The organism is Sodalis sp. RH16, from assembly GCF_047324245.1.
In the GTDB taxonomy this organism is placed as follows: domain Bacteria; phylum Pseudomonadota; class Gammaproteobacteria; order Enterobacterales; family Enterobacteriaceae; genus Acerihabitans; species Acerihabitans ligni.
This window is the reverse complement of sequence record NZ_CP178737.1, coordinates 5,307,125-5,330,222: the sequence shown is the minus strand read 5'-3', so window position 1 is coordinate 5,330,222 and position 23,098 is coordinate 5,307,125. Positions and strand designations below refer to the sequence as shown.

The 23,098-nt window shown below is 43.6% G+C and carries 20 protein-coding genes, 2 tRNA genes and 3 pseudogenes; 13 read left to right on the top strand and 12 right to left on the bottom strand.

The annotated features are described in order from the left end of the window. The first annotated feature begins 386 nt into the window (after positions 1 to 386). The 5 genes and pseudogenes from ACL2XJ_RS24465 to ACL2XJ_RS24445 all read left to right on the top strand — a co-directional run bounded on the left by ACL2XJ_RS24465 (position 387) and on the right by ACL2XJ_RS24445 (position 5,701). Complete coding sequence (locus tag ACL2XJ_RS24465; RefSeq protein ID WP_413724808.1) at positions 387 to 896, top strand: ureidoglycolate lyase; 510 nt, start codon at positions 387 to 389, stop codon at positions 894 to 896. Beyond that, on the top strand, positions 889 to 1,803 hold the full coding sequence (locus ACL2XJ_RS24460; protein WP_413724807.1) for a PfkB family carbohydrate kinase: 915 nt from the start codon (positions 889 to 891) through the stop codon (positions 1,801 to 1,803). The genes ACL2XJ_RS24465 and ACL2XJ_RS24460 overlap by 8 nt, the downstream gene beginning before the upstream one ends. After that, positions 1,800 to 3,131, top strand: coding sequence for a sugar MFS transporter (locus ACL2XJ_RS24455; RefSeq protein WP_413724806.1), 1,332 nt, complete (start codon positions 1,800 to 1,802; stop codon positions 3,129 to 3,131). The genes ACL2XJ_RS24460 and ACL2XJ_RS24455 overlap by 4 nt, the downstream gene beginning before the upstream one ends. Before the next feature lie 48 nt (positions 3,132 to 3,179). Next, positions 3,180 to 3,845, top strand: a complete 666-nt coding sequence (locus ACL2XJ_RS24450; RefSeq protein WP_413724805.1) for a transaldolase family protein — start codon at positions 3,180 to 3,182, stop codon at positions 3,843 to 3,845. A 226-nt stretch (positions 3,846 to 4,071) separates the two neighbouring features. Further along, positions 4,072 to 5,701, top strand: a pseudogene (locus ACL2XJ_RS24445) (ISL3 family transposase). Positions 5,702 to 5,778: 77 nt separating this feature from the next. Here ACL2XJ_RS24445 and ACL2XJ_RS24440 read toward each other — a convergent pair. Further along, a pseudogene (locus ACL2XJ_RS24440) lies at positions 5,779 to 5,936 on the bottom strand (IS3 family transposase); the annotation flags it as partial. A gap of 586 nt (positions 5,937 to 6,522) precedes the next feature. Here ACL2XJ_RS24440 and ACL2XJ_RS24435 point away from each other — a divergent pair. After that, positions 6,523 to 7,524, top strand: coding sequence for a LacI family DNA-binding transcriptional regulator (locus tag ACL2XJ_RS24435; RefSeq protein WP_413724804.1), 1,002 nt, complete (start codon positions 6,523 to 6,525; stop codon positions 7,522 to 7,524). A gap of 114 nt (positions 7,525 to 7,638) precedes the next feature. Further along, positions 7,639 to 8,796 (top strand): annotated as a pseudogene (locus ACL2XJ_RS24430) (IS4 family transposase). Between the two features lie 62 nt (positions 8,797 to 8,858). Here ACL2XJ_RS24430 and ACL2XJ_RS24425 read toward each other — a convergent pair. From ACL2XJ_RS24425 to ACL2XJ_RS24395, 7 genes are read right to left on the bottom strand one after another with little or no spacing between them, the layout of a single operon-like run. Then, complete coding sequence (locus ACL2XJ_RS24425; protein ID WP_413724803.1) at positions 8,859 to 9,524, bottom strand: transaldolase family protein; 666 nt, start codon at positions 9,522 to 9,524, stop codon at positions 8,859 to 8,861. 60 nt (positions 9,525 to 9,584) lie between these two features. Beyond that, positions 9,585 to 10,550 carry a KpsF/GutQ family sugar-phosphate isomerase gene (locus ACL2XJ_RS24420; RefSeq protein WP_413724802.1) on the bottom strand — a complete coding sequence of 322 codons (966 nt, stop codon included), beginning with the start codon at positions 10,548 to 10,550 and terminating at the stop codon, positions 9,585 to 9,587. A 60-nt stretch (positions 10,551 to 10,610) separates the two neighbouring features. Further along, complete coding sequence (locus ACL2XJ_RS24415; RefSeq protein ID WP_413724800.1) at positions 10,611 to 10,961, bottom strand: transcriptional regulator GutM; 351 nt, start codon at positions 10,959 to 10,961, stop codon at positions 10,611 to 10,613. Between the two features lie 49 nt (positions 10,962 to 11,010). Then, entirely contained in the window at positions 11,011 to 11,790 is a 780-nt protein-coding gene (srlD, locus tag ACL2XJ_RS24410) for a sorbitol-6-phosphate dehydrogenase (RefSeq protein ID WP_413724799.1), read from the bottom strand. A gap of 14 nt (positions 11,791 to 11,804) precedes the next feature. Then, on the bottom strand, positions 11,805 to 12,173 hold the full coding sequence (locus ACL2XJ_RS24405) for a PTS glucitol/sorbitol transporter subunit IIA (protein ID WP_413724798.1): 369 nt from the start codon (positions 12,171 to 12,173) through the stop codon (positions 11,805 to 11,807). Between the two features lie 14 nt (positions 12,174 to 12,187). After that, entirely contained in the window at positions 12,188 to 13,201 is a 1,014-nt protein-coding gene (locus ACL2XJ_RS24400; RefSeq protein WP_413724797.1) for a PTS glucitol/sorbitol transporter subunit IIB, read from the bottom strand. Positions 13,202 to 13,216: 15 nt separating this feature from the next. After that, on the bottom strand, positions 13,217 to 13,765 hold the full coding sequence (locus ACL2XJ_RS24395) for a PTS glucitol/sorbitol transporter subunit IIC (RefSeq protein ID WP_413724796.1): 549 nt from the start codon (positions 13,763 to 13,765) through the stop codon (positions 13,217 to 13,219). 651 nt (positions 13,766 to 14,416) lie between these two features. Between ACL2XJ_RS24395 and ACL2XJ_RS24390 the strand changes: the two genes are divergently transcribed. After that, complete coding sequence (locus tag ACL2XJ_RS24390) at positions 14,417 to 15,517, top strand: glycerol dehydrogenase (protein WP_413724794.1); 1,101 nt, start codon at positions 14,417 to 14,419, stop codon at positions 15,515 to 15,517. Positions 15,518 to 15,737: 220 nt separating this feature from the next. After that, entirely contained in the window at positions 15,738 to 16,502 is a 765-nt protein-coding gene (gene srlR / locus ACL2XJ_RS24385; RefSeq protein ID WP_413724793.1) for a glucitol operon DNA-binding transcriptional repressor SrlR, read from the top strand. A 347-nt stretch (positions 16,503 to 16,849) separates the two neighbouring features. Here the strand turns inward: srlR and ACL2XJ_RS24380 are convergent, their stop codons facing one another. From ACL2XJ_RS24380 to mtfA, 3 genes are all read right to left on the bottom strand, one after another. Further along, on the bottom strand, positions 16,850 to 18,118 hold the full coding sequence (locus ACL2XJ_RS24380; RefSeq protein ID WP_413724791.1) for a tyrosine-type recombinase/integrase: 1,269 nt from the start codon (positions 18,116 to 18,118) through the stop codon (positions 16,850 to 16,852). Between the two features lie 161 nt (positions 18,119 to 18,279). Beyond that, a tRNA-Asn gene (locus tag ACL2XJ_RS24375) sits at positions 18,280 to 18,355 on the bottom strand. 144 nt (positions 18,356 to 18,499) lie between these two features. Continuing rightward, positions 18,500 to 19,309: a DgsA anti-repressor MtfA gene (gene mtfA / locus ACL2XJ_RS24370; RefSeq protein ID WP_413724790.1), complete on the bottom strand. Its 810-nt coding sequence runs from the start codon at positions 19,307 to 19,309 to the stop codon at positions 18,500 to 18,502. 93 nt (positions 19,310 to 19,402) lie between these two features. Between mtfA and ACL2XJ_RS24365 the strand changes: the two genes are divergently transcribed. Continuing rightward, positions 19,403 to 19,492 (top strand) — tRNA-Ser (locus ACL2XJ_RS24365). A 140-nt stretch (positions 19,493 to 19,632) separates the two neighbouring features. Here ACL2XJ_RS24365 and ACL2XJ_RS24360 read toward each other — a convergent pair. Beyond that, positions 19,633 to 19,968, bottom strand: a complete 336-nt coding sequence (locus tag ACL2XJ_RS24360; protein ID WP_132921187.1) for a hypothetical protein — start codon at positions 19,966 to 19,968, stop codon at positions 19,633 to 19,635. A gap of 290 nt (positions 19,969 to 20,258) precedes the next feature. On the opposite strand from ACL2XJ_RS24360, the gene ACL2XJ_RS24355 reads away from it, so the two are divergent. From ACL2XJ_RS24355 to ACL2XJ_RS24345, 3 genes are all read left to right on the top strand, one after another. Continuing rightward, a complete protein-coding gene (locus tag ACL2XJ_RS24355) occupies positions 20,259 to 20,639 on the top strand; it encodes a S24 family peptidase (RefSeq protein ID WP_413724789.1) in 381 nt (126 codons plus the stop codon). Positions 20,640 to 20,853: 214 nt separating this feature from the next. Then, entirely contained in the window at positions 20,854 to 21,762 is a 909-nt protein-coding gene (locus ACL2XJ_RS24350; protein ID WP_203521143.1) for a cation diffusion facilitator family transporter, read from the top strand. 529 nt (positions 21,763 to 22,291) lie between these two features. Then, positions 22,292 to 22,714, top strand: a complete 423-nt coding sequence (locus tag ACL2XJ_RS24345) for a DUF6515 family protein (RefSeq protein ID WP_413724788.1) — start codon at positions 22,292 to 22,294, stop codon at positions 22,712 to 22,714. Positions 22,715 to 23,098 lie beyond the last annotated feature (384 nt).

Genomic DNA, 23,098 nt, shown 5'->3' with positions numbered 1-23,098 from the left:
CTGCCTTTTATTTGTATAAATATATTATTCATGCTCTGAATTTTATCATATATCTGCATGTTTAATCATCCCCCTTACAAACCTGCTAATTACCCCTCTAATTTTTTTGTCTTATATGAATCTTGGAAGCTGCTCTGCTAAAGCAGTGATGTCTGTTATCTAAGGATCCCGCAAGAAGATCATCCCCATACAGGATCGTAGATCTGTGATCAAAGTCTCTTTTGAACTTCAAAACAGGCGTTAGAATGCACATAAATGACAACGATGTCATTTGATTTTTACTTTGCGATATCAATTTATGTAATTGAATTGTATCATGTATTATATAATTTATATTTTTATTTTTTTATAAAATGACAACGATTGCATATATTTAGGAGCCTGAAATGACAAACACGATTACCATCCCCATGATTGCTGCAACACCAGAGAATCTCGCCCCATATGCTAAATATATCGGCTTACCGACCAGTCGTACTCCTTCGGTTGACCGTCATGACATCACCTATTTTCATGACATATGTGACACAAGTGATTTCACTGATAACCCTGTAGCAAGTTTTCTAAAAGCTAAGCCGCACGAGTTTAAATTATCAAATATTGAGCGCCATATGCAGACAGAAGAGGCCGTGATCCCCCTTACAGGTGAAAGTGTGATGATCCTTGGGCCCGCAGGCGAATTCGATGCTAATAAACTTGTTGCAATTCATCTGGACGGTACGTACGGAATTATCATGAACCGCAACACTTGGCATTTTGCCCCGTTTCCTTTGAATAATGACAATGCAACTTACATGCTGCTTTCTGGACGACATACCCCTAAAGATATTGAAGTTCTGGATATTGAAGCCGTACTTGTCCCTGAAGTAAAAAATCGGGAGGTTGCTGGTGTCTGATAAGAAACCTTCATCTCTACTTGCATGTGAAATTCTGTGGGACTGTGTTGGGGATAAACCACCCCTGTTGGGAGGAGCAACGCTGAATGTTGCATATCATTTAAATAAACTGGGCTGCAAAACCATTCCAGTATCAAGTGTAGGGTCCGACCAATTAGGCGATCATTCGCTTAGAGTTATCAAGAATGAATGGGGTTGCGATATCAGTGAAATTGAAGTTTTGAAAGATGTGAACACGGGGATTGTTAATGTAAACATTAACACTGAAGGTGACGCGACTTATGTGATTCATTCTCCAGCGGCATGGGATTATATCAATGTAAAGCCGTCAGCAAAAAATCTTGAGTGTGAGGCATTCATCTATGGTTCAGTTGCACTTCGTAGTACCTATAATCAGAAGTCATTTGAGAATTTTCTAAAAATTTATCAGGGGTTTAAGTGTTTTGATGTAAATCTGCGTGAAGGCCAGAATGATATTGCTGTCGTATGCAAGTTTATGCAGTCAGCAGACTTTATAAAATTAAACGAGGATGAGTTGAGTAAAATTGCAACTTTCCTCGGATTGAAATCGGGTAGTACTGAAGGTTTAATATTGTCTCTTATTGAGGCAACAGGCAATAAAATTATTTGCACCACACGAGGGAATAAATACCCTGTCCTCTACTGGAAAGGTAATCTTTACAGAGGTAAAGTGGTGTCAGTAAATGTTAATAATACTATTGGGGCAGGAGATGCGTTTTTTTCATCAATGATTCATTCATTGATAAGTTCTGATTTCGAGCCCGTCTTAGCTTTATATAAAGCTTCAGAATTAGGCTCTTGGGTGGCCACCAAGAAAGGTGCACAACCGGAATACGATGATTATATATTGAAAAGACTACTCAACCATGAGGCGTTACAGCAATGACTAAGCAAGGGTTATTCATTTCTTCGGATGGATGTAATCAATTAAAGATTTTCTGCCTCATCTCCTTATTGTTTCTTGTTCTTGGATTCAGTACGGGAATGATAGACATTCTTAATAAACATTTCCAAAATACACTTGAAATTACTAGGGCAAAATCTGCCCTGATACAATTTGCTAATTATATAAGTTACTTTTTTGTTGCTATCCCGGCTGGTATTCTTGCTCAAAAATATGGGTACAAGGCAGGGATAATTGTTGGTTTGTCTTTGATTATTTGTGGTACGAGTACATTCATGGTAGCAACTACAATCGGTGAATATATATTCTTTCTTGCTGGTATATTTATTCTGGCAGCTGGTTTGACCTTCATTGAAACCATCGCTAATCCGTACGTCATTATACTTGGAAGCAAGGATGGTGGCGCTGCCAGACTGAATATTTCACAATCAATAGCCGGTCTTGGTCTAATTTTTGGTCCATTGATTGGTGGTCATTTCGTTCTCTCTGCAACGGGAGAGGTTTCCAAAACAAATGATGGATTATTTGTACCTTATCTTGGTATTTTTATTGCGGTAACTTTAATTCTCTTGGTCTTTTCAAGAACGAAAGTTCCAGAAGTCGTACCGGAAGCCGATGAGAGAATTCGCATTTCTGATAGGACCTTCTGGAAATATCCACACTTTGTTTTTGCGGTTATAGCTCAATTTCTTTATGTGGCAGGGCAAACGGGGATTTTTAGTTTTTTCATCAACTATGTAGTTGAACATTCACCAGCTATGAGTGCAGAGGTAGCAAGTATACTTCCAGTAACATGGAGCTATAATGCTGCTGATCTTTATAGAATAACAGAGCGAGGTGCTTCGCAAATGCTGGCCTTCGGTGGTTTTGGTCTATTTATGATTGGACGTCTGACTGGAGGGATTCTCCTAAGTAAAATAAAAACTCATGTGGTTTTAACAACATTTGCACTTATTAATTCAGTACTGATGGTTGTCATTATTTATTCTGACGGTTATGTGGCTACGATATCTTTGATTTTAAGCTTCTATTTCATGTCGATAATGTTTCCTGCGATTTTCTCCCTTGGTATTGCAGGATTAGGCGGGCAGACAAAAAAAGCGTCATCAGTAATTGTAATGTCCATTGTTGGCGGTGCGGTAATGCCAATTGTTATGGGAGCTATTGCTGATCATTATGATATGGCTGTCGGCTTTATTATGCCGCTGCTTTGCTTCTTATTCATTCTTTTTTACGCGATAGTCTGGCCGAAACTCTATCGAGGCCCGAAGTCATTAGGTGGTGAAGGCCGACCAGCTACTACGCACTAAATCAGCAGTAACATTTTTAATAGCTCCTATGAATCAGAGGAATCAAATATGAAAATTTATGTAGATACAGCAGACCTGAACAAGATCACCGAGCTTGAAAAAAACCTGCCTCTTGGCGGCGTCACAATGAACCCCAGCATCACGGCAAAGTCAGGGCTCGCGCTCTCTGAACTCGTTCCGCAGATCCGTACTGTATTGGGTATGGAACGGCTGATTTTCGCGCAGGTTATCGCCTCAGATGCGCCAGCTATGATTGAGGAAGCCAAACATCTGAGCGCGCTGGACGATAATATTGTCATTAAGATTCCCGTAACAACGGAAGGCCTGAAAGCTATCAAGGCACTTAAAGACAGCAATGTCAGAACCCTGGGGACAGCGGTTTATAGCGTCACTCAGGGTCTTCTGGCTGCTCTGGGCGGTGCCGAATATGTGGCGCCGTATTTCAACCGCATTGATGCGCTGTCCGGTAACGGACTGGAAACAGTGAAGTCGCTGGTCAGTATCCTTGAAATGCACGCACCGCATTGCAAGGTGTTTGGTGCCAGCTACAAAAATAATCAGCAGTTCATCGACAGCCTGCTGGCTGGTTGTGAATGTGTGACGCTGTCCACAGAACTGGCAGAGAAGCTTCTTGATAACCCTTCTGTGGATGCGGCTGTGGGGCAGTTCCAGCATGACTGGCAGGCCGCCTATGGAAGCCTTGAAGTCAGATAACAATTGGATTGCCCCTATCCGCATATAATTTCTGTCCTCGTGGCGAGGCCTTTTCAAAGGCCTCAGGACTGATACTACCGTATCGAGTAATTCAAGGTAATGCCCGAGCCGAGTCCCGGGTTTTACATATCTGTCGCTACCGATGTAATTATGGGTCTTCCGCAACATAAGTGGAGAAATATTGATGACACTTTCTAACTAACAAGGATCTAAGCTGTTTTAAGTTATGCACAACGCAATGCTCTCACTTAAGACATTTTTTCAACTGCCCTGCGGATGGTTATTGACCCAACAATCCGTTGGTTCTGTTAGGGTTACCATCAATCTACGGTCCTCTCGGCAGACCGCTCACTTCCCGAATGCCTTAAACGCAGCAGTTCCGTACACAGCTTCCGACGGCGTCGGATACAGCATTTACCCTGTTCAGGCCAGACGCTCTGGCTAGTATTTGCCGTCCGCCACTGGTACTGCCGTAATCCATCCTGTTCGCGCAAAATTTTTGCCGAGTCGCTGGCTCCCCTTGCAGGTTCACGGCAGCAGTCTTCGCAGGCATTGCAAAATTTACAGCGCCAGTTGGGATTAATCGCCGGTGGTGAGGCTGGAAGACGGACTGCAACGGCAGTGGGCCTCCAAACCAGCGCAGATACTATTCTACGCCGAGTGATAAATATCCCGTAGGCAAAACCTCTAGGTACGCGCCACGTCGGTATTGACGTGTGGGCATGGCATCGGGGCTACCGTTACAGCACTTTAATCGTCAATCTTGATACTCACCGTCCCCTCGTCCTGCTTCCCGGCCGCGATCAGCTTACGCTGACTGCCTGGTTCTGGTTCAGAAAATATCCAGAAATACAGGTTGTCTGGCGCGATCGTGGTGGTATCTATGCTACAGCAGCACGCGAAGGTGCTCCTCAGGCTAGTCAGGTTGCAGATCGTTGGTACTTGCTGAAAAACATTGGCGATGCGCTCGAACGGATGATGTACAGACATATGCCTCTGATACGTCCTGTCGCCAGTGAGTTGTAGCCCAAGAAATCACCTGAGCCAGCACTGGTAGTACCGGCGCCATATATCCGTCGTCCGGAACGACTTAAGCAGCAAACACGTAATAAACGCCATCAACGCTGGGTGGAAGTAATCACTCTGCGTAAGAACGGATGTGGGCTCCGTGAAATATCCCGTACCACCGGGCTATCACGCGTAACGGTCAGGCGCTAGCTTCAGTCCGGTACATTCCCTGAAATGTCGACCCGACCTCCAAAACTAGACCTTCTGGAGCTTTGCGTGGGTGGCTCGAAGAACGGTGCGAAAGCGGGGATCATAATGCCAGCCAGATCCAGATATGGAGAGAAATGGCGGCAAAGGGCTTCCTTGGTAGCGAAACAACCGTCAGGGATGAGGTTGCCAAATGGGGTAAGGGTGGGGCAGCCCTGGTAACTGCTCCAGCTCGTCTTCCGCCAGCTTCGGACGTAAGTCGTTGGTTGATGCCCTGGCGAATAATAAGGGGTGAAGAAAATTATGTCTCCCGCTTCATCGGGCTGATGTGTGAAAAAGAGCCGCAGCTGAAAATAGCACAGTATCTGCCGCTGGGCTTCTACAGGATCCTTAAAACCAAAAACAAGCCGCAATTAAGCAGGTGGTTCACCCATGTCAGCGAAAGCGGTCCTGTTGAGATTCAGCGCGTTGCCGCCGGGATGGAGGCTGATGCAGCAGCAATATGTGAAGCCATTACCAGCAGATGGAGTAACGGTATAGTCGAAGGGCATGTAAATCGTCTGAAGATGCTGAAGCGGCAGATGTATGGGCGTGCCGGGTTCGAGTTACTGAGGCGACGAGTGATGAGTCCCCTAGATTGAAGGGGGGTACCCAAGTTTGAAGGGGGGTACCCAAGTTGCGGAAGACCCACTTTTACTTTGGCAGGGGACACAATTCAATCAATATTGACATATATCTGCTTTCTGATATGTTTTTTTGAGTGAACTGAAGAATGATATTGCCACCGCATTATACTAGCAACAGTCTGGGCAGCTCATATTCGGCCAAGTTATTGGTCCGGCAGAACCGCTGCCGGTCATTACTGCCATACTGGCTATCCTAGCCACAGGTTTCTAGTTACGCTCTGCGGATTTGTCGTAACCACGAGTATACCCCTTGACGGCTGCGTTTGCGAATGAGCTGGTGACCCAGGAAGCTAAATCCGTCGTTTACATGTCATGACTGGTCCGAATATCAGCCTGTCTTCGAGTACGCCCCGGAGCTCCCCCTGCTGGTTTCCTGATATGTTTTAGTACTTTTGACGGCGAGTAGGAGTCATCGGTGTATCGGCAGTACGCGATGGCGGGTTTGCATTGCTCGTTTTTCCAGATGGTGGTATCTCGGCGTCTCTGGATACTGTGATTCCAATAGCACTGATCCTTTCTGGCTTTCCCTCATAGGTAACTTGAAGATAAAGCTTGTCTATTGAACACTGATTAAGCACAAATTGATGCCTGTAGGATGATGTCGTGATAGAATCATCAAAAAGATAAAGGAGGGGGCATGTTTTTTATTTATTTCATTATTGATGAACTACACATGTAAAATTTAATTCTGGCAACGTTTTTTGAATGCGGTGTATAACTAAAAGTACAAGGTGATAATTGCATTTAATGTTGATTGAAATGGATTGAGGAAAAATATGGCAAGCATCGCAGATATAGCCAAAAAGCTTAATTTATCGAATTCTACAGTTTCACGAGCTTTACGTGATTCTGAGTTGGTAACTAAAGAAACACGTGAAAGGGTATTATTTGCGGCACAAGAGATTGGTTATGAAGTCAATGTAATTGCAAGAAATTTGAGAAGTGGGAAATCGAAAACAATAGGGGTGATTGTATCTGATATTACAAATCTCCTGCATGGTGAAATAATCACCGCCATACAAAAAGTTGCCATTGAAAATGGTTATACTGTAATTTTTGGAACTTCCTCCGAAGATGACAAAATTGAAAAAAAGTTATTAGATCTTTTGAAAAGTAATATGCTCCAAGGCTTGATTATTGTACCAACCTATAAGTCTATAGATAACCTAAAAACGCTTACACATTTGCCAATTGTTGAAGTTGATAGATTGTCGGGTCTTGAGTCAAGTGATCAGGTTTTGATTAGTAATAATGAAAGCATGAAGCTTGCGACTAATTATATTATAAGTCAAGGGCACAGGCATATTCTTTATTGTACTGGTGACTTGTCAATCACAACGTTTAATGAACGTTTAGCCGGTTTTACGAGTGCATTATCTGAATCAGATCTTAGTATTAAAAAAGATGTGTTGTTGATTCAAGATACTGAGAAGTTACAAGCAAGAACTTGTAGCGAAGTAATTAATTACCTCACAAAAAAAATCAAACCAACCGCAATTATTGCCGCTAATGACTATATTGGAGAAGGTGTTATCTCTGCAGTTTATAAATGTGGCTTCTCTGTGCCAGATGATATTTCATTTCTAATGTTTGATGATCCAAAATGGGCAAGTTTTTTCCCTACGGCATTAACCGTTGTAAAGCAACCGGCCTATCAGTTGGGACTAACTGCGGCACAACTGTTAATTTCAAGAATTGAAAAAAAAATTAATAAGAATAAAAAAATAATGCGTTTAACCGCAGATCTAATTGTTAGACAGTCAGTTACAAAAATTTGATATTTATAAGGGGCATATGCCATGAGCAATCCCCAGAAAAAAGAAGGATAAACGGGACAGGCATAGACCAGTGTGATCTACTATTTTTTCAACAAATTCAACAGGATCATTGCTATGCCTATCCGCCGCTTATGTCAGGACTTTTTCAGAGATGCTCTGGGGTCATTTCACAAATACCATCAAAATGCCCTGATAGATGCAACGACAACTCTGGTTACCGGCGCATCCCTCACCTTAACTAGTATTGGCCACTTTCTCCCGGTGGGGCCCGGGTTAAAAACAAAATTAAACGCGTTGACCGTCTGCTGGGCAACAAATCTCTTCAGCAAGATATTCCCATGATTTCAACAAAATTATTTCAATGCTGACCAACAGGTTCTCATTGTGCGTTATTGCCGTTGACTAGAGCGGCTATCCTTCCCAGGAATACCATGTGCTTCTGGTTGGTCTGATTTGTGATGGGCATTCTATTCCTTTGCTGAGCCATATTGCTCCGCCGGGCAAACAGAATAACGGTGACGTTCAGAAGGCGTACCTGAGCACACTCGCCAGAACAATAAGCCCGGATAAAAAAGTCATTATCATTACTGACGCCGGATTCAAAAATGCCTGGTTCAGACATATAAAATCACTGGGATGGGATTTCGTTGGTCGTATTCGTGGTAATACACAACTCAGACTGGAATGTAAAGGCGATGCCTGGTTAAGACCCGGAGATATTTTAGCCAGCAGCAGGCCAGAGCATTTGGGGCCCGGAACACTTTCACAGGCCGCTTATGCTCGATGTGACGGCCATTTTATCTTCAGAAGACAAAACCGAAAGGGCGGAATACGAAGGAGCAAGCAGGTTCGCTGTGGTTGCTCAGCAGCGAAAGAGCCCTAGTTGCTGTTCAGCAGTACCGCCGAGTTTAAGCCTCGTGAAACTATGAAGTTATACAGTCGCCGCATGCAGATAGAGCAAAACTTTTGTGATGAGAAAAGTGAACGCTTTGGATTTGGTCTTCGAGCTAAATACAGTCGTACCGAAGGGAGGATTCTGGTCCTGAGCCTGCTTGCGACACTGAATACGATAGTTTGGGCTACTACGCAGAAAGTAAAGGTCTGCACCTGAGGTATCAGGCCAACAGCATTAAATCGAGAAGGGTAATCTCATTCCTGACATTAGCGGAGAATGTCTTGAGACACTCTCCGCTAGTTTTAAGACGAATATCACAGTGTGATGTTCTCATCCATTTAACAAGGATCTACCGTAATATGGTGCTGATTTATTAGCTCCGGTTTATGGGGATCCCTCAGGGCATATGTCCCTAATGTGATACTAAAGGATCCAATTGTTAACTGACTTCAAGGCTTCCATAGGCGGCCTGCCAGTCATGCTGGAACTGCCCCACAGCCGCATCCACAGAAGGGTTATCAAGAAGCTTCTCTGCCAGTTCTGTGGACAGCGTCACACATTCACAACCAGCCAGCAGGCTGTCGATGAACTGCTGATTATTTTTGTAGCTGGCACCAAACACCTTGCAATGCGGTGCGTGCATTTCAAGGATACTGACCAGCGACTTCACTGTTTCCAGTCCGTTACCGGACAGCGCATCAATGCGGTTGAAATACGGCGCCACATATTCGGCACCGGCCAGAGCAGCCAGAAGACCCTGAGTAACGTTATAAACCGCTGTCCCCAGGGTTCTGACATTGCTGTCTTTAAGTGCCTTGATGGCTTTCAGGCCTTCCGTTGTTACGGGAATCTTAATGACAATATTATCGTCCAGCGCGCTCAGATGTTTGGCTTCCTCAATCATACCTGGCGCATCTGAGGCGATAACCTGCGCGAAAATCAGCCGTTCCATACCCAATACAGTACGGATCTGCGGAACGAGTTCAGAGAGCGCGAGCCCTGACTTTGCCGTGATGCTGGGGTTCATTGTGATGCCGCCAAGAGGCAGGTTTTTTTCAAGCTCGGTGATTTTGTTCAGGTCTGCTGTATCTACATAAATTTTCATAAAAATTTCCTCGTATTATTTAAGTTTCGGATCAGTTATTCAATTAAGTGAATGGCTTAACTAAAATATGCCTTCGTCATGGATAAGATGTATATTAATAGCTCCTATTATAAACCCACTATCATCTATAACGGGAGCTGCTGATATTTTATGGCTATGTAATAAGGTCAGTGCTTCAGTTGCTAGTTTATTCACAGAAAGAGTTTTGGGATTTCTGGATATTCCTTGAAGTATATTTTCTTGAATATTACCTCCTCGCATGAGCCAACGGCGTAAATCCCCGTCAGTAAAAACACCTATTAATTTTTCTTCATCATCTGTTACTGAAACCAATCCAAGACCAGTTCGAGTTAATTCAAAAAGAGCATCTCTTATTTTTAGATCTGAAGTAATTTTTGGGGTTTTATCTCCGCTTACCATAATGTCACTAACTCTGCATAGCAGACGAGTACCTAAATTTCCCGCAGGATGGGTTTTGGCATATTCATCCTCACCAAAATTTTTGGCTTGCATTAGAGCCATAGCTAAAGCATCACCCATGATTAATGTATTTACTGCAGATGAGGTCGGAGCAAGGCCAAGTGGGCAAGATTCTTTATTAGTATGAATATTAATAACGAAATCTGCACCTTGGCCCAAAGGGGATGAAATATTGCCAGTAAATGCAATAATACCAACTTTCATAGATCTTAATAAAGGTATTATGCGAATGAATTCTGTTGCAAATCCAGAATAGGATATAAGGATGACTACATCTCCAGGAGAAACCATTCCTAAGTCACCATGCAGGGCTTCTGCTGGATGCATATAGAATGATGATGTACCAGTACTGGATAAGGTTGCAGAGATTTTTCTGCCTATATGGCCCGATTTCCCAATACCACATACAATAATTTTTCCTGGGGCAGAAATTATCATTTGGCAAGCGTTTGCGAAAGATTTATCAATTCTTTCTGTTAATTCTGAAGCCCCGATGAGTTCAGTTTTAATAGATTCTCTCGCTGTTTTTAACATTAACTCTATCATATTTAACTCTTTGTTAATATTATAGCAAAACGATGTGTTGATAAGTTGTTAATGTTATTATTATTTTAATGCTGTCAGAGCTTGTTGGAGTTTTCTATCCTTTGGAAATAACTCCCTTGGTTTTATTTCTGTAATCATCTCTCCATTTAGTTTGCTTTCAGTAAAAGAACGAGAGAATACAGTCAAACCCTTCATTATAAAATTACCGGTCACTCGCTCTTGCTCATCCACACTTACTGCTACCACTATTCTAGGTGAGAAGCGACCTGTTGAGCGTCCAATATATATTTTACCTTTCTCCGAAAGTCTAGCCAAGGATTTGTTAAAGTGTTGAATTTGAAACCATCCTAATATAATTTGTACAACCCAAGAAAATAAGGCTAAAAAAATCAATATATTAATGGTGTGCATGTTATTCTTTTCCCTTTTATTTGGCTGGCAGCATAGCTGCCAGCATGTTTCAGAACATTACTTGTCCACCAGTAACATTTATTGACTGACCAGTACAATATGATGCTTTGTCACTTGCATAGAACAGTAGAATATCTAATACGTTCTGATATTCTAATCCTCTCTTCAATGGAACTTTATCAATATAATACTGTTCAACTTGTTCAGGTCTGATCCCAAGTTTTTTTGCATATTGAGGTAGAACTGACTGGAACATCGGCGATTTAAGCATATTCCCGAGCATGAGAGAATGCACGGTAATGCCGAATTCTGCTAAATCAAGTGCTAAGGATTGTGTTAAGCCAACACCACCGAACTTTGCTGCACTATATGCTGTGTTATGTTTGCTACCTACCTTACCGGATTTTGAGTTAATCTGAATAATTCGGCCTTCAATACCGTCACGTACCATCAGTTTTGAAAACTCACGAGAGCAAAGGAAATACCCGGTCAGGTTCACTTTAATTGATAAGTCAAAATCACTGAGTAATACATTAGAAATCGGTGACGATTTCGCCATCCCTGCACTATAAACAAGGAGGTCTGCACGACCAAATTTTTCGTCTACAGCGTGGGCAAGCTTTTCTACATTTTCTTCGTTTGTGGCATCAACGATGAATCCTGAAGCTACTTCCTTCCCCGAAATGTTATTGATCTTGGCGGCGACATTATTTGCATTTTCTCCATTAAGATCTGCAACAGCCACACGATAACCGGCCTCTGCAAGACCTTCGCATAAGAAGGCACCTAAAGTTTGGCCTCCACCAATTACAACAGCAACTTTATTCATTCTACATCTCCTAGCTAGTCACATAAAACACGAAATTTTTGGCCGGACTCGATACCTAGCGGTATCATGCCGGACACATGTATTGTTCCTGGAAACTCAGCAATTTCAGCGTTATCGAACCGAACAGTAATATGTCCAAGCTCACGAAGATTTTGTGAGGCAACATCACCAACAGCAGTAACGGAATATACAGAGTCTCCGATATTTATAATTGCCCCTACTTTAATATGGTCATCATTTTTGAAAATATTACGATGTATATAACAATATTCGACAACGTCTTTAGGGGCTCCCTCACCGAAAAGAATTATGAAGTTATCTTCAAGCGATTCACTAGCTAACTGACCGCTATCTGTAAAAGTAGACTCATATATAATTTTCATATTACTCTCTGTAATTATTGATAAATAAAACCTGATGCTACCCAGGCAATAAGTACTGTTGGGGCGCCTGTGAGGAAACGACCTACGAGAACAGAGGGAACTCCGACACGCACTGTTTCCTGTCGTGCTTCACTTAACGAAAGACCTACAGGAATAAAGTCACATGCTGCTTGAGCATTGATTGCAAAAAGTGCAGGAAGTGCCAGATGTGGAGGAATTGAACCTTGGCCTATCTGTACACCAACTAGTACTCCAATGACTTGCGCAATAACGGCACCAGGACCAAGAAAAGGAGACAAAAGTGGAAATGAACAGATTAAAGCCAGAGTTACCAGACCGATTGGACTATTTGCAAGAGGTGTCAGACCATGTGCGATAAAATCACCTAAACCGGACGCCATAATAATACCGATAAGTGCAGATACAAATGCCATAAATGGCAGGATAGTCTTCAGTACGGTATCAATCGTATCACGGCCAGCTTGGAAGAAAACCGCAACAACAGAACCCATACCCATACCTACTTTGGCTAGAAGTCCATCGCTTTGTTCTGTGATTTTCTTACTGCTATCATAGTTTCGTCCCCCAGATGAGTCAGAATTTGCGGAGGCATTTTTTGGCTCATTCTGGACTTTAATTTCCGGAATTTCCCTGTCATTCTCGTCAACTAATTGAATATTTTCAACTTTCACACCAGATACATAAATATCCTCAGTGATAAATTGAGCTAGCGGACCTGATTTTCCAGTGGCATGGATGTTGATAGTCGGAATACGCCTCTTTGGGTAAAGCCCACAACGCAAGGTCCCTCCGCAGTCGATTACAGCAACACCAATCTCTTCTGCCGGTGGTTCCCCTTCTTTAAAGCCATCAACTGCTTCCCAGCCTGTTAGTTCTTTAAGACGATCAACGATTGCAGGACGAGTTCCGGCTGTTACATAAACAATTTTTTTACCTAGTGTGGCAGTTAGCAGGAGAGGGCCACCCCATCCACTTTCACCTTTCTTTATTTCGATTCTGCTATCCATCTCTAGCTCCGCTTTTTATAAACGAACTTCACGATCTAATTTGATTCCCATCTTCTTCTCGAAGATGCTCGTAGTAAGGTCTGTTATCCAACCTCGGAAGAAATTCGTTAACATTCCAACTAATAAATAACTCACAGCTAAGGGGCCGAGTGGTAGATTAAGTGTCGTAAGCCCATTAGCTATGCCTAAATAAACGAATAGTTCACCGGGGTTTATATGCGGGAACAAGCCATTCATTGAATGACAACTATACGAAGATGCCGCATAGTAGCTTGGTTTATATTTTTCCGGTAAAAAACGGCCTAAACTAAGAGTCATAGGATTACAGAAAACAAAAGTACCTATTACTGGCAGGAATAGATATCGTGATACCGGATTGCCAGCACATCGCTGTGCTAGATTTTCAATGCGACGTTGTCCCACAAATACTATTAATGCATTCATTATAACCAGTAAACTGATGAGAAGGGGTAATATTCCTGTCACCATTCCTACAAACGTTTCACCACCTTTCTGAAAAAGGCCAATGAACCATTCAGCACCATGAGTAATGCCTTCGATCATTATTATGTCTCCTAATGCAGGGTGCTCTTAAATAATTATTTGGGTGAGTTTTAATCGCCAAGTATATTTTGGGTTTAACACGAAATATATCTATCAAAAAGAATCGTTAACATTAGTGCTGGGCGTTAACTTGTTTGAAACAGTAGACTAAAATAAACCTTTAAAATCCAATAGAGATCACAAAAAAATCATGTTTTCTTTCGTTTAGAGAACAATATGAAAGTTTTTTTGTTTCGTATAGGTGGGGTGTGGGATAAGGTAAGTTCACTTTGTGTTGTTTAACTATCTGATATTTAATAGTTGTTTATTTATAGTGAATCGGCATGGAGTACAAAGTGCCAAAAGCTTCTGGGTTTTTAGTGAATATCTAATTCTTGTTTTCAAAAATGAATTTTTATATCTAACGTCGTAGGTGATATAAATACCGAAAGATAAAAACTTTCGATTTCATAACCTGCCGGGGCATAAATGTGAACTTAAGCAGGTTTTGGATTTACATCATCTTGTAACGTTTTGTTTGAGGCGATGGTATTAATAATTTCTTGTGATTTTTTTGTATATGCTGCAAAGGAAATATTAATCATTGTGTGAATTAGTCAAGTGTTAGAAATACTTAGATTTTGGTTTATTTGACTGAAATGAGGATGTGTTATGAATGCAAAAATTATCCAGGCTCCAGGTAAATATATTCAAGCAGCTGGGGTGCTAAATACAGTCGGTATATATGTTAAACACCTGAATGCTAAGTTTCTTATTCTTGGGGATGACTTTGTTCTTGGGTTGACGAAAGATGTGTTCAAAACTAGTTTTGACAAAGAAAATATATCTTATCATTTTTCAACCTTTAGCGGTGAATGCTCAAAAAATGCAATTAGTAATATTAAATCTGATGCTGAGGAAAATAAATGCACTGCAATAATTGGTGTCGGGGGCGGTAAAACGATCGATGCAGCTAAAGCTGTAGCGTACTATCTTAATATTCCTTTGATAATTATTCCTACTATTGCATCAACAGATGCCCCTTGTAGTTCATGGTCAGTAATATATACAGATTCAGGTGAGTTCGATACTTATCTTGATTTACCGTTTAATCCAGCATTAGTTCTAGTGGATACACAGATTGTTGCAAATGCTCCTGCTCGGCTGTTGGCTGCTGGTATTGGCGATGCGCTAGCTACTTGGTTTGAAGCCAGAGCTTGTCTACAGCGGGGGGCTTTGACGATGGCTGGAGGTCTTCAGACGCTTGCCGCCGTTGCTATTGCGAAACAATGTTACGCAACCCTTTTAGAAGATGCTAGAAAAGCTATGGTTGCCGTTCAGCTTAATGTAGTTACCGAAGCTGTTGAACATATTGTTGAGGCAAACACTTACCTGAGTGGTCTAGGTTTCGAAAGTGGGGGGCTAGCTGCAGCACATGCTATACATAATGGCTTTACTGTATTACCTGAAACCCATCATATGTACCATGGTGAGAAAGTTGCTTTTGGATTATTAACTCAATTGATCCTAGAAAATGCTTCTTCGGAAGAACTAGAAACAGTAGCACAGCTTTGTACTGATATTGGTTTGCCTGTGACATTGAAACAATTGAAAGTAGTTGATAATATTGAAAATAAAATGAGACAAGTTGCTAAACTGGCTTGTACGCCGGGTGAAACAATTTTCAACATGCCATTCGAAATTAATGAAGATAAAGTATATGCCGCTTTGTTAGCTGCTGATAGTTATGGTTCTTTATTTGCTTTCGAATAATTAAGAATTTTAATGACTTTTGGTCTGACCAATTATATTGGTTGGGCCCTTTTTTTCATTAATTCACTCAATTATTTCAAGTTTAGCTAATGATTATGTTCTTTTAAAAATTAGTAGGTCGACTTCTGTCATTTATTGTGTATTTTTTCTATTTAAATGACTGTTTCATTTATGTGTTAATCTATGATATTATATGTTGGTTTTTTGATTGGGGGATATTATGAAGCCCAGAGAACGGCAGTTAGCAATACTTGAATTATTACAATCTAGAGGGCGGTGTGTTGTTTCTAATCTTGCCCGGTATTTTGATACTACCGAAACGACTATTCGTAAGGATCTAACTATTTTAGAAAATGATGGGTCAGTGGTCCGTACTCATGGCGCCGTTGTTCTCAATAGAGAGTATAGTGAGCTCACCTTTTATAACAGAAATAATGTTAATCTAGATAAAAAGAAATTGATAGCATCTGCCGCATCATGTTTAATTAATGACGGTGACTCAATGATATTTGATGTGGGCAGTACTGTATTGCAATTGGTTCCCTATGTTTCGAATTTTAGAAATTTAACAATTATGACCAATAGCCTTTATATAATTAATGCATTGGTGGAGCTTCCTGGAGATCATAATATACATGTCCCAGGGGGATCTTACAGAAGAAAATCATCTTCTTTTCACGGTAGCCTCGCAGAAGAAACTTTTAAGCATTTTAAATTCAATAAGTTATTTATTGGTGCGGATGGCGTAGATCTCACTACAGGTGTAACTTCTTTTTTTGAGGGGCATGAGGTTAGTCGTGCAATGTGTGATGCAGTTGAAGAAATAATTTTACTGGTTGATTCTTCAAAGTTTGGAAGAAAAGGTCCAAATGTAGTCTGTAGTGTTGAGAAGGTCGGAACGATTATCACGGATAAAGATATTACTGAAAGTTGTTTTTTAGATCTCAGAAAAAAAGGAGTAAAAGTACTTATTGCACGTGATTAAACATATTTATATTTATATTTATATTTATATGGTTTTTTAATATTTTCGAATTAATTGTTGTAATATAAAATTTCTCTAATGTGAAAAGTATAAAGTGGCCACTTCCTTAGCATAGAATGCATAGCATCACTGAAAGGCTGCAATTTTTAGTTGGGGCTTTCTAACCTTCCAATCATGATGGTTGAATCAGTTACTATACACACTAAACAAAAAAATATAGCCTGGTTCAATATTTTAGGATATTACAGTCGCCGTAATGATAAGTTATTAATGTATTAAATGATTAAAAGCAGTACCTGCGTTTGTAAATACTGCTTTTATGTTATTCTGGTCGGGGTCCTGTTGACTCAGATAATTCCATGGCTATTTCTGCAACTTCGGATATATGGCGGGATATAGGTTTTTCGACAAGTGTCCAGATAATCCGACCACCACTGCATCATCGCCTTGCGGGCTTCAAGGTGTTCCGCTTTATGGATGTAGGCCAGCCGCACGCTGTTGCGCTCCTGATGGCTCATCTGGCGTTCTACCGCATCCTGTGACCAGAGTCCTGACTCCATCAGGGCGCTGCACGCCATCGTCCGGAATCCGTGTCCACAGATATCCGCTTTCGTGTCATAGCCCATCAGTCGTAGTGCCTTGTTGACCGTATTTTCACACATCGGCCTGTAAGGGTTATGGTCACCGGGGAATACCAGTTCCAGATGGCCGGAGATTTCCTTTATTTGTTTCAGTATACCGATGGCCTGCTGGGACAGAGGCACGATATGCGACGTGCGCATTTTGGCTCCACGTCCGGAGTAACGAACGCCAGGAAGAGCTTCACGGATGGCGGGAAGAGTCCAGATTCTGTTTCTGAAATCAATCTCACCCCATCGGGCGAAACGCAGTTCACTGGAGCGGATAAACAGATGCAGGGTGAGCAGGACGGCAAGCCGGGTGAGTTCACGGCCCTGCTGATAGCCTTCAATGCGTTCCAGCAGTTCCGGCAGGCGCTCCAGGGGCAGGGCGGGATAGTGATGCTTAGCGGGCGGAGCCGTCACCCCATCCAGATTCGCCGCCGGGTTGTTTTCGATTAACCCCTGATGCACGGCATAACGCATGACGTTACACAGGTGCTGCCGCGTGCGGGACGCGACTTCCAGCAGACCTTTTGCCTCAATACCTTTCAGCAGGTCGATGAAATGACGGGGTTTCAGTTCCGTGACCGGCAGATGCCCAATCACCGGAAAGATGTGGTTGTTCATACTGGCAAGCAGACGGTCGGCGGTATTCTGCGACCATTTATTGTTGCTTTTATGCCAACCCAGCGCCACGGACTTAAAGACTTTATCCGGCGAGCGGGCGGCTCTTTCGGCGATACGTTGCCGGGCGGGGTTAATGTTCTGCGCCAGCAGCTTGCGGATACCGTCACGTTGTTGCCGAGCGCCAGAAAGGGATACATCAGGATAAGCGCCTAAACCAAGACGAGATTCTTTACCGTTGATACGGTACTTGAGATACCAGAGACGTGAACCGCCTGGATTGACTAAAAGGTACAAGCCGTGTGAATCGGAGACTTTGAAGGATTTATCTGAAGGCTTGAGACTGCGGATTTTTGTGTCGTTAAGAGACATATGGGGGTCACTCCATAATCGAACCAACATGACCCCAAATCTGACCACCAAATTCTCCCGATGCAGAGGGTAAAATCAAAACACATCGGGAAGATTTTTCACGCTAACTTATTGAATCTAAATCACATAAGGATTCGCAAAGCAGCATGAAAACAAGAATTTGGCTCCTCTGACTGGACTCGAACCAGTGACATACGGATTAACAGTCCGCCGTTCTACCGACTGAACTACAGAGGAATCGTTTGAACGGGGCGAATCATATCCGGCCCCTCCAAAGGTGTCAATGCAAAATAAAAACTTGCAGCGTGATTGCCTAACCCTTAGCCAAATTGTTCATCATTGGCGCTGTAAAGGGGGGTTTAGGGCGCTTAGACGGCTGTTTTAGTTTTCCGGCGCGGCTAAATCGCCGGGAGAGGCTGTCGGAGAGGAACGCTGCGCGTTAAGCCGCGCCAACGGATCCTGGCGGTAAAACTGTACAAAGCAGCGATAAAGTTCGGGAAACCTGTCGGAAAACAATTCTGTCGAACTGAAAAAATACTCCGACAGCACGGCAAAACATTCCGCCGGATCGCTGGCGGCATAAGCATCCATACTGGCCGCGTCTTCTCCCACCAAATCCACTTCGTCCTGCAAATCCTCCATTGCCGAGCGCAGGAGATTTTCCCAGCGGGCCACCTCACGCAGGGGGATCAGCGGCATACCGTTCACCACGCCGGTATTGCGTCCATCCAGCTTATGCGCGGTTTCATGGATAATCAGGTTGAAGCCGGAAAGATCGAACGAATCCTGAATTTCCTGCCAATTAAGCACTATCGGCCCCTGATCCCAACTTTGGCCGGAATGCACCATCTCGCCGCGGTGCACCAGTCCCGCGTCGTCTTGCCACTCATCGTTAACCACAAAGGGCGATGGATAAATCAGTATTTCATGAAAACCATCCAGCCAGTCCAGCCCCAACCCCAACACCGGCAACGAAAACAGCAGGGCAATTCGCGCCTCCATAACATCATTGAGCACCAGCCCCTGCAGGAGGACCAGCTTTTTTTGCTCCAAGAATTTGTCGGCCAGCAGGACCAGGCGATGCCGCTCTTCAGCAGACAAAGGCGAGAATAACGGGATCGCCAAGGCCTCTTGCCATAAGGCAAGCGTCTCCGGCGAGGGGGCAGAGCTTTTCCAAGGCCATTTCATCATCTACTTGCTCGATAAGTCGTCACTTGAATCGTCAGGCGCGGTTAAACACTATTAAAATGCCGCAAAACAGGGCATGATAGCAACCGCTAAAAAGGAGAGATGCCGGAGCGGCTGAACGGGACGGTCTCGAAAACCGTTGAAGGAGTAATCCTTCCGAGGGTTCAAATCCCTCTCTCTCCGCCACTATTCAAGCACTTATCCCCTTTGTTTTTTGTGACGAAAAGCCCGCGGAACGATTGTTTGTCCTTGTTTCCCCACTCATAATCTCACTTCACAAGCATATCAAACAGCAGCGGCGGCGAAGGCGCGCTACAGGACGAAAGCTAGGGGCAAGTGTAAGTTATCCATCTATCCTTGCGTGAATCGATAAGCGTGAATTTTTTATCTGAAACACGTTGAGCCAGATAACCTTCTGTTGTAACGGCGGAGGGAATATAAAGGGAGCGATCGGCGGACTGAAGCGTTCCGCTTTCAACCTTTTCTTGCGGCATAGCTACCGAAAACGAATTGTATCTGTCCTCAATCAATGCGCTGGTAGCCCCCAGCGGCTGGCCTGCCAGACTTTTTATATCCCCTTGGCATTGCACCCCCCGATAATGTGGCGAACAGCCGGAAATCAGCAATAAAATCGCCGGAGCTGATATCCATAACCGGTTCATAAGCTCATTTCTTCCTTAGACGGATTAGAGGATTGATTAAATATCTTGATTAATGAAGCAATTATAGTCCGGTTTTTTTAAAGTGTGCCGCGCTTAAGCGAAACGCTGCGGCACGGTGCGGTTGGATGTACATAAATGATAGCCTTCCCTTGGCGGCATCGGCCTGCCTGCGCCGGGCCATAATTTTATCCGCTGGATCAGTCGGCTATACTTTTACCGCCAAAGAACCCTTCACAGGTTGGGCAACCGTGTTTATACTGTATAAAAAATCAGTATTAAGGTGTTTGACCATGGGCTTCCCTTCTCCGGCACAGGATTACATTGATAGCAGGATCAGCCTGGACAAAACCTGTATTCTCCGTCCAGCCTCGACCTATCTGGTGCGGGTAGAGGAGGGCTGCATGGCGGTGGGCATTTTGCACGGCGCGATCCTGGTGGTGGATGCGGCGGTAAAAGCGGCCCATGGCAGTATCGTTGTTGCGGTGATCGACGGGGCTTATGTGATTCGGCGCCTGCGTTTGTTTCCGTTGCCCGCATTGGAAAGCCTGGGAAAACGCGGCGAAATCACCACCATCGATCTGGAGGAGGGAGAGCTGGTGATTTTCGGGGTGGTCACTTTTGCCATAAACGATCTGCAGGAGGTAAAAGACAAAGAGAATCCGTGTTTATGATGTGCGTCCGGCATCAGATAAATTTACATAGACTGAAAGACATTGATTTTGATAATATATTGCACCCTTGTTGAAGTTGGGCCATGTAAATCCTTCACATGTCTTCGCTGGCTGTTTTAGCAACAGCGAATTTCATCCAATATATTCGCTTTCGCAGCGTGCTATTTAATCGGTAAACATATGAATGTTAAAACTGATACTTGGGGATTCGCCAATGCTGTTTAATCTCCCAAGCAAAAAGCTCACGCGCCTGGCCTCATTAATATCTCTTAGCGTTGCGCTGATGCTCGTGGGCATTAAAATCTGGGCATGGCTGCTTACCGGTTCCATTTCCATGCTGACTTCCGCGGCGGACGGTTTGGTTGACGTGATGGCATCCATCGTCACCCTGGCGGGGGTTTATTATGCGCAGCGCCCGGCGGACAAGGGGCACCGCTACGGCCACGGCAAAGCTGAGGCGGTGGCGGCCTTTGTCCAGGCGCTGCTGCTTGCCGGGGCCGGGCTGGTGCTGGGTATTGAATCCGTGGGACGCCTGATCCATCCTCAGCCGCTTTCGCAGCAAGGCCTGGGTATCTGGGTCATAGTCGGCAGTACTTTCTGCGCCGGCGTACTGGTGACCATGCAGACGTTTGTGGTCAAGAGGACCGGTTCCACCGCCATAGCCGCCGATCGCGCGCATTATGTCACCGATATCGCCGTCAATATCGCCGTGCTGGCGGCGCTGGTTCTGGACGGCTTGTTCGGCTGGGCGCGCTCCGATGCGGCGGGGGCACTTGGCATTTCCTGCTATATGCTATGGAATGCCCGCGGCATGGTGCTCTCCGCGCTTATCCAGCTTTTGGATCAGGAACTGGACGTGAAGGACCGGCGGCGCATTCGGGCTGCCGCCCTGAGCTGCGAGGGGGTGCAGGGTGTCCATGATATCCGAACCCGTAACGGCGGCGATCGGGTGTTTGTTGAATTACATGTGGAAGTGGACGGCCAGCTTACCGTCGACGTGGGCCATGAAATCGGCGATGCCGCTGAAGCGGCGGTGAGAAAACTTTTCCCGGCGGCGGAAGTTTCAGCCCACCTTGAACCGGCGGGTATTGACGATGAACGTCTCGACAATCTGGTGAAGTGAAACCCCACCCCCGGTCTTCAGGCAAAAAAAACACCCACACAAAACAAAAGTGGGTGTCCAACATCACATTACCCCGCTCTGGAGCGAGAGGGGTAATGGCAAAATAACATCTGGCCTTCAATGCATCAAATCATAATGATTAATTATTATGTCAATAATATTCATATATATTATAAGTTTACACAACCTTTCAAGACTTTACCAAACCTTAGCATATCAACGGCAGCTTTCCGTCATTCACAATTGCTAATGAAAAAGTCATGGTTTTGTTCAGGCTTTTATATCCGCAAAGCTTCGCTATCGACTAAAATTCAGATAAAGCCCGGGGCAAAGGAATGCCGCGTGTTTACCGCTTTCAATGAGGGTGAAACACAGGGATGGTATTGATTTGCAATACACTTTTACGTATAGGTAAGGATTTCGTTAAACCTGACAAAAGATGCGTAAATGGTCTTGCATAATGGTCAGGGAAGGTCTGTTATGAAAGCATCGGCATGTATTAATAGGTGAGAGTCTTAATAGGTAAATTATGATGAAAAAAGTTCTGATTCTTTTATTTTCCCTTAGCCTGGTTATGCCGGTAGCCGGTTTTGCCGCGCCCGGCTGGCACGGCGGTCATTATCCTTATCATTACGGCCCCCATGGCTGGATAGGTGGCCGGCCTCACTATGGCGAAAGGTTTGGTTTTTTGCCTGGGGTGGCGGCGACCATCTTAGCAGCGGGTCTGACCTATTATGTGTTGGACGGGGTTTATTATCAACGCCAGAACAATGAGTATGTGGTAGTCAATCCACCGGCCGTAGTGCCCGCGCCGCAGGCTTATGTTTCCGGACCCGGCAATATGACGGTATTGGATATGAATGGCGAAAGATATTATGTCAATCAAGGACATTATTATCGTCGCGATATTAACGGCCAATATCTCGAAGTGCCCAGACCAGCCGGTCTTTAAAGCCACTTTATCCACAATGCCTGCTCAACGCAGGCATTTTTTTTAGCCATGCTAACGCCATTCATTATCAATATACTTAATACGCTAATGAATAAATAATAATAAGTTATTGACTGATTGTTGGTTTTTGCCGATTATTTCCGCTATCTTGCAATAATGGTTAATAAATCACGATAATCAAAGGGTTAAATTATTTAATTGAATATTGCAGTTAAAGCTTAGATTCTTGAGTGTATTAAAATATATATTCTTCAATGCGTTATAAATTAATCTATGAATGTAAATGACGCAAGGTGATAGATGTTTGGCTGGTTTTTCGTTTTTAAATGAGAATTAGGTTGAGAATCACTTTGGCAATAATAAGAATCATGTTCTAGGATAAAA

Excerpts from the sequence above, each read along its gene's own strand:
- ACL2XJ_RS24350 (WP_203521143.1), top strand. The coding sequence starts at position 20,854 with ATGCTGTTTAATCTCCCAAGCAAAAAGCTCACGCGCCTGGCCTCATTA.
- ACL2XJ_RS24455 (WP_413724806.1), top strand. The coding sequence starts at position 1,800 with ATGACTAAGCAAGGGTTATTCATTTCTTCGGATGGATGTAATCAATTA.
- ACL2XJ_RS24355 (WP_413724789.1), top strand. The coding sequence starts at position 20,259 with ATGGGCTTCCCTTCTCCGGCACAGGATTACATTGATAGCAGGATCAGC.
- srlR (WP_413724793.1), top strand. The coding sequence starts at position 15,738 with ATGAAGCCCAGAGAACGGCAGTTAGCAATACTTGAATTATTACAATCT.
- ACL2XJ_RS24425 (WP_413724803.1), bottom strand. The coding sequence starts at position 9,524 with ATGAAAATTTATGTAGATACAGCAGACCTGAACAAAATCACCGAGCTT.
- ACL2XJ_RS24435 (WP_413724804.1), top strand. The coding sequence starts at position 6,523 with ATGGCAAGCATCGCAGATATAGCCAAAAAGCTTAATTTATCGAATTCT.
- ACL2XJ_RS24450 (WP_413724805.1), top strand. The coding sequence starts at position 3,180 with ATGAAAATTTATGTAGATACAGCAGACCTGAACAAGATCACCGAGCTT.
- ACL2XJ_RS24405 (WP_413724798.1), bottom strand. The coding sequence starts at position 12,173 with ATGAAAATTATATATGAGTCTACTTTTACAGATAGCGGTCAGTTAGCT.
- srlD (WP_413724799.1), bottom strand. The coding sequence starts at position 11,790 with ATGAATAAAGTTGCTGTTGTAATTGGTGGAGGCCAAACTTTAGGTGCC.
- ACL2XJ_RS24360 (WP_132921187.1), bottom strand. The coding sequence starts at position 19,968 with ATGAACCGGTTATGGATATCAGCTCCGGCGATTTTATTGCTGATTTCC.
- mtfA (WP_413724790.1), bottom strand. The coding sequence starts at position 19,309 with ATGATGAAATGGCCTTGGAAAAGCTCTGCCCCCTCGCCGGAGACGCTT.
- ACL2XJ_RS24395 (WP_413724796.1), bottom strand. The coding sequence starts at position 13,765 with ATGATCGAAGGCATTACTCATGGTGCTGAATGGTTCATTGGCCTTTTT.
- ACL2XJ_RS24420 (WP_413724802.1), bottom strand. The coding sequence starts at position 10,550 with ATGATAGAGTTAATGTTAAAAACAGCGAGAGAATCTATTAAAACTGAA.
- ACL2XJ_RS24390 (WP_413724794.1), top strand. The coding sequence starts at position 14,417 with ATGAATGCAAAAATTATCCAGGCTCCAGGTAAATATATTCAAGCAGCT.
- ACL2XJ_RS24345 (WP_413724788.1), top strand. The coding sequence starts at position 22,292 with ATGATGAAAAAAGTTCTGATTCTTTTATTTTCCCTTAGCCTGGTTATG.
- ACL2XJ_RS24380 (WP_413724791.1), bottom strand. The coding sequence starts at position 18,118 with ATGTCTCTTAACGACACAAAAATCCGCAGTCTCAAGCCTTCAGATAAA.
- ACL2XJ_RS24400 (WP_413724797.1), bottom strand. The coding sequence starts at position 13,201 with ATGGATAGCAGAATCGAAATAAAGAAAGGTGAAAGTGGATGGGGTGGC.
- ACL2XJ_RS24465 (WP_413724808.1), top strand. The coding sequence starts at position 387 with ATGACAAACACGATTACCATCCCCATGATTGCTGCAACACCAGAGAAT.
- ACL2XJ_RS24415 (WP_413724800.1), bottom strand. The coding sequence starts at position 10,961 with ATGCACACCATTAATATATTGATTTTTTTAGCCTTATTTTCTTGGGTT.